The sequence below is a fragment of the uncultured Nostoc sp. genome (assembly GCF_964245575.1).
Classification (GTDB): Bacteria; Cyanobacteriota; Cyanobacteriia; order Cyanobacteriales; family Nostocaceae; genus Nostoc.
This window is the reverse complement of record NZ_CAXTNP010000264.1, coordinates 1-10,855: the sequence shown is the minus strand read 5'-3', so window position 1 is coordinate 10,855 and position 10,855 is coordinate 1. Positions and strand designations below refer to the sequence as shown.

11 protein-coding genes and 2 pseudogenes are annotated in these 10,855 nt (G+C 39.2%); 4 read left to right on the top strand and 9 right to left on the bottom strand.

The genetic code is table 11. The features are described 5' to 3' along the window. The 3 genes and pseudogenes from ACFFAP_RS30430 to ACFFAP_RS30420 all read right to left on the bottom strand — a co-directional run. A pseudogene (locus ACFFAP_RS30430) lies at positions 1 to 566 on the bottom strand (tetratricopeptide repeat protein); the annotation flags it as partial. Between the two features lie 274 nt (positions 567 to 840). Continuing rightward, on the bottom strand, positions 841 to 1,257 hold the full coding sequence (locus tag ACFFAP_RS30425) for a hypothetical protein (RefSeq protein WP_375514710.1): 417 nt from the start codon (positions 1,255 to 1,257) through the stop codon (positions 841 to 843). 456 nt (positions 1,258 to 1,713) lie between these two features. Continuing rightward, positions 1,714 to 2,136: a hypothetical protein gene (locus ACFFAP_RS30420; RefSeq protein WP_375514709.1), complete on the bottom strand. Its 423-nt coding sequence runs from the start codon at positions 2,134 to 2,136 to the stop codon at positions 1,714 to 1,716. A 587-nt stretch (positions 2,137 to 2,723) separates the two neighbouring features. On the opposite strand from ACFFAP_RS30420, the gene ACFFAP_RS30415 reads away from it, so the two are divergent. Continuing rightward, positions 2,724 to 3,425 (top strand): hypothetical protein, encoded by a 702-nt coding sequence (locus ACFFAP_RS30415; RefSeq protein WP_375514708.1) that lies wholly within the window; start codon positions 2,724 to 2,726, stop codon positions 3,423 to 3,425. Positions 3,426 to 3,433: 8 nt separating this feature from the next. Here ACFFAP_RS30415 and cobO read toward each other — a convergent pair whose 3' ends face one another. The 3 genes from cobO to ACFFAP_RS30400 form a co-directional block, all read right to left on the bottom strand. Then, positions 3,434 to 4,111 carry a cob(I)yrinic acid a,c-diamide adenosyltransferase gene (gene cobO, locus ACFFAP_RS30410; RefSeq protein ID WP_375514707.1) on the bottom strand — a complete coding sequence of 226 codons (678 nt, stop codon included), beginning with the start codon at positions 4,109 to 4,111 and terminating at the stop codon, positions 3,434 to 3,436. Between the two features lie 361 nt (positions 4,112 to 4,472). Then, positions 4,473 to 4,928: a GFA family protein gene (locus tag ACFFAP_RS30405; protein WP_375514706.1), complete on the bottom strand. Its 456-nt coding sequence runs from the start codon at positions 4,926 to 4,928 to the stop codon at positions 4,473 to 4,475. 251 nt (positions 4,929 to 5,179) lie between these two features. Next, positions 5,180 to 5,464, bottom strand: a complete 285-nt coding sequence (locus ACFFAP_RS30400; protein WP_375514705.1) for a hypothetical protein — start codon at positions 5,462 to 5,464, stop codon at positions 5,180 to 5,182. Between the two features lie 136 nt (positions 5,465 to 5,600). Here ACFFAP_RS30400 and ACFFAP_RS30395 point away from each other — a divergent pair, with 136 nt between their 5' ends. Beyond that, positions 5,601 to 6,137 (top strand): nucleotidyltransferase family protein, encoded by a 537-nt coding sequence (locus tag ACFFAP_RS30395; protein WP_375514704.1) that lies wholly within the window; start codon positions 5,601 to 5,603, stop codon positions 6,135 to 6,137. Positions 6,138 to 6,225: 88 nt separating this feature from the next. Here ACFFAP_RS30395 and ACFFAP_RS30390 read toward each other — a convergent pair whose 3' ends face one another. Both ACFFAP_RS30390 and ACFFAP_RS30385 read right to left on the bottom strand, forming a co-directional pair. Continuing rightward, positions 6,226 to 6,669 (bottom strand): hypothetical protein, encoded by a 444-nt coding sequence (locus tag ACFFAP_RS30390; RefSeq protein ID WP_375514703.1) that lies wholly within the window; start codon positions 6,667 to 6,669, stop codon positions 6,226 to 6,228. Positions 6,670 to 6,848: 179 nt separating this feature from the next. Further along, entirely contained in the window at positions 6,849 to 7,529 is a 681-nt protein-coding gene (locus tag ACFFAP_RS30385) for a GntR family transcriptional regulator (protein ID WP_375514702.1), read from the bottom strand. An 88-nt stretch (positions 7,530 to 7,617) separates the two neighbouring features. On the opposite strand from ACFFAP_RS30385, the gene ACFFAP_RS30380 reads away from it, so the two are divergent. Both ACFFAP_RS30380 and ACFFAP_RS30375 read left to right on the top strand, forming a co-directional pair. Further along, positions 7,618 to 9,240, top strand: coding sequence for a 2-isopropylmalate synthase (locus tag ACFFAP_RS30380; RefSeq protein ID WP_375514701.1), 1,623 nt, complete (start codon positions 7,618 to 7,620; stop codon positions 9,238 to 9,240). Between the two features lie 775 nt (positions 9,241 to 10,015). Next, positions 10,016 to 10,444: a KTSC domain-containing protein gene (locus ACFFAP_RS30375; RefSeq protein WP_375514700.1), complete on the top strand. Its 429-nt coding sequence runs from the start codon at positions 10,016 to 10,018 to the stop codon at positions 10,442 to 10,444. Here the strand turns inward: ACFFAP_RS30375 and ACFFAP_RS30370 are convergent. Then, positions 10,434 to 10,760: pseudogene (locus ACFFAP_RS30370) on the bottom strand (response regulator); the annotation flags it as partial. The gene ACFFAP_RS30375 and the pseudogene ACFFAP_RS30370 sit on opposite strands and share 11 nt — an antisense overlap. Between the last annotated feature and the right edge of the window lie 95 nt (positions 10,761 to 10,855).

Genomic DNA, 10,855 nt, shown 5'->3' with positions numbered 1-10,855 from the left:
GCTAGGTTGTTGAGGCTAGTGGCGATATCTTCCTCTAACCCTAATTCTTTTTGCAATTCTAGCGCTTTATAAGTATATTTAATTGCTAAATCTAATTCTTGTTGATAGTCCTGGGCTTCACCTCTATCTAATCTCTGTTTGTAAATGTTCGCCAATGTAATATACAAACTTGCTAATTTCGTGTCTTTAATTTCGCTTTGCTGTTCTATTTGGTGAATTAATATTTGTAAATCTTCAATGGGTAAAAAATAGTCATTATCACTATTAAAATTTTCTAACTCTGTACTTATTAAAGCAAAACGTATTGTCTCAACTTCTCTCGCAGAAATCACATTTTTAGCAGGACAAACAAACCGAAATACTCCATTACGCCAACTCCAAAAATCCGGTGCTTTTTTGATTAAATTAATCATCAATTGATGCGTCACCCACAGGACAATCGCAAAGGGAAATTTCCCCAAACCTTCCCTTGTCCACTGCAAATAACCAAAGAATTTTTCTTGTGCTGATTGTTCTTCCCCCAGCCTGAGAAAAAGCAACTTTTCTGCACCCGTGACAGTTATCACTGCTGGTTGATACTGTTGTAGACATTCTTCCTTTTCTAAGAGTTGTTGAATAGCGGCTTTTAAATTAGGTTATTGTTCGTCTAATGTAACAGTATAAGTACAAAAATGAGGTTTTAATTCTGTTTCATAGCGGTCAATTATTTTATTACGAAAATCAGCCTTATCACAAACACCAATGAGTCAATTAAATTTACCTTCTCCTGCTTCGATGGAGACAATTAAATCGTCAAAAGCATCTTGATTTTTTTTATCAAGGCTAATATTTTTATTCTGATTATTGGCTGTCATCAATTAAACCCTCCTCACGCAACAATTCAACAATAATAGGATGAACATCATACCAATTTTGACGATTGCGATATTCAAGCACATAAAGCCCATGTAGTAAATCGAGAAATTCTTGCTGTTTCGGGTCTTCTGGCTTGAAGTTTTGATAAATTGTTTGCAAAATTCGATAATCTACACTACCTAAAGGCATAGCAAAATCATTGCGGATATTATTAATTGCTTGGTCTAAAATTTCATCATTAATTATTACTTTATCTTCTGGTTTCCGGCGAATTAACCGCAGACAAATTCGACAACATTCATTAGAAATGCGAATTAATTCCCGCAACACGCCACCACTATTTAAAACTATTTTTTCTGCGGTTGATGATTCAAGTAAATTATTTGAGATTCGTTTAGTCAATATTTCACAAAGAATATTCAAAGTTTTTGGAAATGGTGTAGCATTTGCTAAATGACTCTCTCCTTTTTTAAATAACTTTCAAACAGGCATTGCTACAACTTGATCGTTAGTTTCATTTTCAATAGTTGGTTTGAGTGCTGTTTCCCGCAAAGCCGCAATCGGGATAGTATAAATAATCCTAAATCCAGGTAAACAAAGAGCTTTGATATTATCTTTAAACAGATTATTGACTACTGCTAAATCAAGTTTATCTACATCATCAATAATTACTAATATTTGTTTTTTTGTCCCCGCTTGAATTGCTGCGGCGATAATATTTAATTGAGCGACTAACTCAGAAATTTTGCGCTCAAATTCTTGTTTGAGTTCATAACTAATTTTCGAGTCAACTTTTAATTTTAAACTAAATAATTCAAATATATTAAATTTTTTAGAAGCTTCCCTTGGAATATTGGTTTATTCCGTGCGGACGCGGGTAGCGAACCATTTATCAATCGCATTTTTAGTAGAAGCAGGAATATCAATTTGACGCGCTTCCGCTTCCAACATTAAATTAACAGCAATAGAAAATAGGACATTAATATGATTTACGTCAGACATTTCTATAGTATTAGCAATAGAAAATAAAACAACAAAATATTTATCTCCTATTCTTCGGCTAAATTCCGCCAACAAAGTAGACTTACCACATCCCCGATGTCCTGTGAAAACAACCTTACCATCTAAATTGGGACTATCTTCAATCAACTGGATCAATTCATCAATAGTATCTTCACCATACTCTACCCGAAACCGTCGTAAATCTTTCTCTTCAATTAAGGGTAACAGTTCCAAATTGCGATAAGCTTGTTGAAACGACTTGAGTAAATCTTCAGTCATAGAATAGGGTAAATATAATTAACCTGCACCACAGTTAATTATCACCCATTTCCCCACAGATGAAAATCCAAACTGATCGTTCCTGGGTAGAGGGGTGATTTTATCCAAACCCCCACAACCCATCAAAATTGCGATTTAATTTGGTCACCATATTTACACCATTGCAACCCTTTTTCAATCTGACGCACTTTCACGTCTAGGCGCAGTCTTCCTCGATCTACGGAACTAGCTGTAAGTATCAGAGTTACTTTGACTGTAGAACTATTGCTCATAATCAAGTAAAAAAGTTATCATTAAAACTCAGTACTCAGCTAAGGGGCAATCCTTTTCTATGAAAGCAACAAGGGAGCGATCGCACAAATTGACCTCACCCAATGGCATGAACCTATTGAATGAAGAATAAAGACTGTAAGTGATGCTAATCTTAGATTGTTGAGCTAAATTAAATAAAAACTTCAGTTTTTGACAGTTTTCTTTTTTGGACAATAGTAATATAAGTTGTAAACAAAGTCTTTGACAATTAAGACTTGGTGATAATTTAAGTAAGTTATAAATAGATTAGTTCGTTTTTTAACAGGAGAAGTAGGGTGCTTAACAACCTTCATCAGTTCTTATCTCCCCGTCAATGGGGAATTTCTCTCGCAGGCTTAGGCTTACTTCTCGGTTTGGGCTTTATAGCCAAGCAGACTCAAGTAATACCAGTTACAAATTCTTCATTATCATCGGCTCAAATTCAGAAAACCACCGACAACTCTCTTTTGTCGCAGCTAAGAAGAGTTAAAGAACAGAGAAGTCAACTCAATGCGGCTTCTGGAGATAAAGACTTTTTTGGTCATCAGAGCGGAAAAACATTACCTACAACCACAGCGTTGGTTCCAGATTCTCAAGGAGCGACAAAAGACGCTGGAGTTTTACCAAAAGCGGATTTTCCTGTAAAAGATGGGATTTACCTCTATGGTCAATCCCCAAAATCAAACCAGCTTGGTCAAGGTTATATCATATTTCAAAAGCAGCAGGATAAGGTAACGGGTGCATTGTTTATGCCCCACTCAGAGTTTAATTGTTTTCAGGGTACACTCAACCCATCAGGAGAGTTGGCGATGACGGTTAATAGTTCGTCAAATGAAGCCAGTTCTACTCAGTCGAATCAGGTAGCTGCAAGCAATAGACTACCTCAAGTGAGCGAAGATGAGTTAAGCAGTTATCCTTACTCGGTGGCTCTGCAAGATTTTTATCATTTAAATTCCATCACTGCTAGCGATCGCCGCACGTTGCAAATGTGCAAGTAATCTTCAATTTAATACTCAATTCCTGGTTGCGCCTTAACGCCTTGATCGCGGAAAGGGTGCTTAATTAGGGTCATTTCAGTTACGAGGTCAGCACGCTCTATTATTGCAGCAGGTGCGCCTCTACCTGTAAGAATAACGTGTTTGTTAGCTGGTTTTTGCGCCAAACCCGCTAAAACATCCTCTACTTCTAAGTAAGACATTTTGAGCGCAATATTGATTTCATCTAACAACACCATGTGAAAGTCTGGGTTGCGAATATATTCTAATGATTTTTGCCAAGCGGCGCTAGCTTTATCGAGATCGCGATCGCGGTCTTGAGTTTCCCAGGTGAAGCCTTCGCCCATTGCGTGAAATTCTAACTGGTCTTCCCAATTACTAAAAACCCGTTTTTCTGAAGGTTCCCAACTACCTTTGATAAATTGGACGATCGCTACTTTATACCCGTGACCAAGCGATCGTAACACCATCCCCAAAGCCGCAGTGGTTTTACCTTTACCATTACCAGTATTTACAATAATTAACCCTTTTTCTGGTACAGCTTGTGCTATACGTTGATCCTGTACTTCTTTGCGTCGCTGCATCTTTTTGCGGTACTGTTCATCAGTCAGAGATGAAGACATTACCTGATCAATCAAGCGCCCAATCTCTTGGTCTGCGTTCAATTCTTGTGGTGTGTCGTTTGTCATCAACTTTGTATAGAAATAACTGTTAAAAGTGTTGAGAATGAACCAAAATCGTCTTACTTATCCAATTTTACTTAAATCACTTGATTGGAAATGTCCAATAAGTTTTCATGTGAAATATTAATAGTGTGTTAGCTGGATTAACATGATTTATAGACAAGTATGGGAATTTATATGATATACAAACTAAACTTATAATTTGAGTTTACTATTACTGTTTTAAATAATTTAATATGTTCATTAAAGCACTTTACTACTAAACTTTTGTTATTCTCTGGTTTGGTATAGTCATGAGTTAGACTACCAACCGAGGGCGTTGGTTTAAGTGTCAGGGGTATAATGTTTGATATCGGGAGTTGTGCATTTATGGATGCTGTTGTTTCCATTTTTCCCATAAAGGCTGCATATCCTCTGGTTGCCCATCATAGTTAAGCAATTGGTCTGAAATTATCACCCATGACTGGGCACTGCGTGTCCAAACGTTACCTACTGGGCGTAACCAACTTGTATCATCTAACGTTCCGGGTTTGACGTTGATAGTATTTGGGTTGTAAGTCCGTTCATGGAACAATCGCGTTCCACAGTCACCGCAAAACAAATTGTTTATTTCACGCCCGCTATCAGCTTTGCGAGTCCAAGCTTTCGGTTGTCCCTGAGCAATCACAACAGCATCTCGTGGTACGATGAGAGACATTCCAAAGGCACTAGACGATTGTTTCTGACATTCCTTACAGTGGCATACGTAAAGGGTTAACGCTTGGGCATGAATTTCATAACGAATCTGTCCACATTGACAACCTCCAGTATATGGAAGACTCATAAGTTTTATCTCCTTAAAATTTGTGTTGCTTCATCATACTAACTAGAAATATGGGATATGAGGAAGCAGGGAGAAGAAGACACAGGGATAGGGGGACATGAAGAGATTTTCATTGTCCACATCTCTCTAAATCTTCCTCATTCTTGATGCTCATCCGATTCATTATCCCCACTCCAATACTGTTGAGGTGCATTTCCGTGAACTTCTAAAATTTTTGGTTTTTTGATTTTATTATCAGGCTGATTAATTGCTTATAATTGCACATCAAATTTCCAGTTGTCACCAAAATCATAAAGATAGGTTATTTTAGCACCCGGTTCTAGAGACAAGTTACCAATCTGTACTTGGTCAGCAAATGGGGGTGTTTCCATGTAGGGATGACCTATTTTAATTGTGCGACCAAAACGGTCTTTATAACTAAACTCATATAAATGGTCGTAATCCAAATCAAAAGCATTGAGAATTGTTTCTGCTAGCCAGCCTAATGGTTTTTTTGCTGGTATAGCAATGCGTCGCCAAGCCTGATAAATGGACACTTTAAAAATATATATTTAGCAGTTACCCTAATAAACCTTTACCTGCCAAGTATCACAGTGGGTCTATCAAGACCGTAAGCTTAATGAAATGTGAATAATATTTTCAGCTTCTAGTTAATAATCCCAGGAATTTGATATGAATAGTAACACTCGTCTACAGATGATTTTAGCTGATACACCTATTCATACAGTATTAAGAGCGATCGCTCAACTAAATTTACCTAACTGGTGGTTAGCTGGGGGTGCAGTCCGAAACACCGTTTGGTCTGCAATTTTTGGTAATGAGTGTAAATTAGGTATTAAAGATTTTGATATTGCATTCTTTGATAAAGAGGGGAACCGTTCTCAAGAACTAGCAGCAAAGGCGACTCTTGCAGAACAATTTCCTCATGAACAGTTTGATGTAAAAAATCAAGCTAGTTTTGCTCGTTGGCGGCCTGGTAGCAGACCCTACACTAGTACGGAGGATGGCATTACAGATTGGCTGCACACTGCTACTGCTGTAGGAGTTCGGCTAGATACACAAGGCCAATGGCAATTTTTTACTCCCTACGGGTTAGATGACTTATTTAGTGGGATTATTCGACCTACGCCAGCACATATTGATAATGTAGATGCCCACAATAAGGCAGCTATATTCTTGCAAAAGTGTCCTTATCTGCGGTTGGTGTAAAAGTTACAGTCGCGTTGTAACCACTCGTTTAGCATTCAATAATTTAGTGAAAAAATATCCTAATCTAGGCGTTAACAAAGCTGTAAAGTCATCCTTTATTCTGTTTGATGCGTGAGTAGAGAAGTTCGCGATCGCTCTGAGGATTTACAATTAAGCATGGACTATTACCGCTACTTCCATTACTTACAATAACTACAGTAATACCAGATTTTGGACAAACTCCTAAACAACTGGTGCTAACAACCCGAAATTCTCCCCATAATCCCTCAAATTTTAAACGAGATTTTAACCAATTCTCTAAGTCTTCGGAAGCTGTTGAGCTTTTGCTAGTTGGATGAAAACTATTTGAGCGCTCGTTTGCACATTGTGAACACACAAGTACTAAACCAGATTCCCATCGGGGAGAAACACTAGGAATAGAAGTTTCTAAGGGGCGAGAATTTATTAAAGGCGATGTCTGCTGAGAATTGGATGCAAACCTTTTGAAGATACGTTGCAGCAATCTTTTAATACGTTGGATCAGTTTTTTCATGGACGATCCTATTTTTTTCTCTGAACAACTTAAAAAGACCTCTCTCTGCTTTTACTACGTAAAACCGTCCCTCTCCGAGGCAAACAGGGATAAAGTTGAACTTTAGTTCAAGGGAGGGGTTTATTGAACAGAATAGTGGAAATTTCCTGTTTAGTCTGTTCTACTAGATCATTAAATAATCAGCGTTTCTGAGCAATTTGCTGCAAGTATGCAATTAGCTGTTCTCCTGCGGTGTCTATGTGTCGTTTCAGTAATCTGACAGCAGCTTTTGTATCCTGCTTTTGACAAGCCTCTAAGAGTTGATAGTGTTCTTTTTGCGATCGCTCTTGGTAATCCATCTGCGCTAATTGTACCCGAACATAGCGATCGCAATTAACGTGTAAAGTTTTAATCATTGTCAGCAACCGAGGACGTTCAGCAGTGGCGTACAGCGTCGCATGAAATTCCCAGTTGAGTTTTGCCAACACACCTGCATCAGTTGCTTGATCTGTCGCTTCCAGAATCACAGCAGCTTTTTCTATATCTGTTTCCCTGAACTTGGGTATTGCTAACTGCATCGCTTTTACTTCTAAAGCGCTACGAATTTCACAGATTTCTTGCGCCTCTTGTGCTGTCAACACCGATACGATCGCACCACGATTTAAATGCAGTGTCACCAATCCTTCTGCTTCTAGCTGCTTAAGCGCTTCCCGCACGGGAATCCGACTAACGCCAAACTGAGTGGCGATTTCATCCTGTCTCAGGGATTGTCCTTCCTGAAATATACCGCGCAGAATCGCTTCCCGCAAAGCATCGGCAATTAAATCTGGGGTACTGCGTTGTTGTTGCAGCACATTCGCTGCCAAGTCATTTAAGTTCATATTTTATATTGTATACAAAATCCAAAAATTGTATACAATATCCAAAGTAAGTTTTTGAAACATCCCTTCAATACCACAGGAGAAAGTTATGAGCATCGCATCTCAACCAGACCGAGTTATCATCTTCGACACCACGCTACGGGATGGCGAACAATCACCGGGCGCAACCCTGAATGTAGAAGAAAAGCTAGCGATCGCTCATCAACTAGCTCTCCTTGGTGTTGATGTGATTGAAGCAGGTTTTGCTGTTGCTAGTCCGGGAGATTTTCAAGCTGTTAAAACCATTGCTGAACAAGTCGGAATAGCAGGTGGGCCAATCATTTGCAGTTTAGCTAGAGCCATTCGCCAAGATATTCACGCCGCCGCCGAAGCCTTGAAAGAAGCGGCTCGTCCCAGAATTCACACAATGATTTCTACCTCTGATATTCACCTGAAATATCAATTGAAAAAATCTCGCAGCGAAGTATTAGCGATCGCAGCAGAAATGATTGCCTATGCCAAGTCGTTTGTAGACGATGTAGAATTTTCACCAATGGATGCTAGCCGCACCGAGCCAGAGTTTCTCTATCAGGTTTTGGAGATGGCGATCGCAGCAGGTGCAACTACAATCAACATTCCTGATACCGTTGGTTACTGCACACCCAAGGAAATCGGAACTCTGATTCAAGGAATTCGAGAACATGTTTCCAATATCGATGGAGTGATTCTTTCCATTCACACCCAAAATGATTTGGGTTTGGCGACAGCTAACGCTTTGGCAGCAATTGAGTATGGCGTGCGTCAGGTGGAATGTACTATTAATGGTATTGGAGAACGAGCAGGTAATGCAGCTTTAGAAGAAATTGTGATGGCGTTGCAGGTTCGCAAACCATTTTTCAATCCTTACTTTGGTCGTCCGGTTGAATCAGATGCAGCCCTGACTAATATTAAGACTCAGGAGATTTACAAAACCTCATCCTTGGTTTCCCAATTAACCGGAATGTTAATTCAACCCAATAAAGCGATCGTGGGAGCAAACGCTTTCGCCCATGAGTCTGGTATTCACCAAGATGGGATTATCAAGCATCGCCAGACTTATGAAATTATGGAAGCTGCTGCGATCGGTTTGCCAGAAAATCGCATTGTTTTGGGCAAGCACTCTGGACGAAATGCTTTCCGTACCAGGCTCAAGGAATTAGGGTTTGAATTGAACGAAGCAGACTTGAATAAAGCCTTCAATCGATTCAAAGATGTCGCCGATAAGAAAAAAGAGATATCAGATTGGGATTTAGAAGCGATCGTTCGAGATGAAACGCAGATTCAAGTAGAAAGTGGCTTCCAAATCGAACACGTCCAGGTAATCTGCGGTGACTGCACTTGCCCAACTGCAACTATTACAATTGTCACTCCCGAAGGTAAAATCCTCACGGATGCGAGTGTAGGCACTGGCCCAGTGGATGCGGTGTATCAAGTAATCAATCGATTGGTACAGATTCCCAATCAACTGATTGAGTTTTCCGTTCAATCTGTGACTGAAGGAATTGATGCACTAGGAACTGTGACAGTTCGCTTGAAGCATCAAGAGCGGATATTCTCTGGACAAGCATCTGATACTGATATCGTGGTAGCCGCAGCTTACGCTCATCTCAACGCCCTGAATCGTCTTTATCGTTACTTGCAAACTGAGAAATCCGAGTTTCATGAGATAAACTCTGCCGTTGTCTCTGGGTAGATCGGATGCGTTGCTAAATATAGGTATGAATCGTTGATGTAGAGACGTAAAATTTTACATCTCTACAAGGGTTTTGGTTGCACAAGTAAGTACAGTTTTGCAAAATCTTAGTGCATAAGCATTGCAGAGCAATACATTGTCATTGCAAAGGGATGCATTAACATTGCAGAGCAATGCATTGGCATTGTAAAGGGATGCATTAACATTGCAGAGCAATACATTGGCATTGTAAAGGGATGCATTAACATTGCAGAGCAATGCATTGGCATTACCAAATTTAATTTGCTACAAACTTAATGAAATGCTGTACTAAGGTGACTCAAACACGCCCATTGGCCCAAGCCGAATCGTCAGTATTTCCCTTTGTGTCCTTTGCGCCTTTGCGGTTCGTTTTTCCATTATTTTGCGTAAGTCCTGAAATAATTATCGTTGGGATAAGGCAAGGAGAAAAAAGGGTTTTATTGTGCAAAATTACTTAGGGGACTTCCAAATAAAAAAATACTCAAAAAACTGGCGAAAAAACTCTCTCCTCCTTATTCCTCCATGTTCTCTGTGTCTGGAGTGGTAGCCTGAAGCCGATGCAGCGTCTACGTTTATTTGGATAATTTATTTCTTGGAAGTCCCTAGACTAATATAGTTGGGATCAGTAATTTCTCTCATGCGAGAAAAAACTTGACAGCGAAATACTTTTTTAGTATATTTGTACTATGAAATACTTACGTGTTGTATAAAACTTTAGCACGTTTTACTACGCCAATAGGAAAGCACAAAATAAATGAAGCTATCTAAGGTAGACTTGAGCAGTTTAGTTGCGATCGCTCACTCTGATGGATATTTGCAGTTGTTGCTCGATCGAGGTGACGAACTAGAGTTTTTGGAAATTCCAGCACCAGTACAAGCTTATGAAGGATTACAAGAACTGAACGAGACGATAGCCCAAACGCCTGTGCTACCTTTTAAAGAAGAACCAATCGCTATGTTACCAGTTAGCTCATCAATGGCGATCGCTGTAGGCTACGATCACGACGAACACATTTTGCAAGTTGAGTTTCAAAATGGAGGTGTTTATCAGTACTTAGGCGTAGACGAGGATACTTGGGAAGATTTACATTCCTCTAACTCAATTGGCAGCTTTTTCAATCAAGCAATTAAAGGTAGATATGACTGCGATCGTCTAGATCATGCAGATTATACTATTGACTAATAACTGTATGTAAGGTTTTCAATAATTCTTGTGTTGTGTAGGGTTTGGGTAAAAACGCTGTATGTTCATCTGTTTTGTCGATTGGTACTTGTTCGCTTGTTGCAAGTCCACTAACAACAATAATCGGCAATAACGGATTGATATTTTGCAATGTCTGAATAGTAGTTGCTCCATCCATCTTGGACATCATCATATCGATAATTGCGGCACTAATTTTATCTTTATGCTGGGCATAAATTGCTAATGCTTCGATGCTATCACCAGCAGTCATTGCCCTGTAATTATAATTTTCTAGGGATGTTTTAGTAATTTCCTGAAACTTCTAGGTTTTGCGGCAAAGGTTCAGTGGAAAAAAGTTCATCTGATATCAAGTCCGGCTAATTAGTTATAATTAGCGCATCTGTGCAAAAA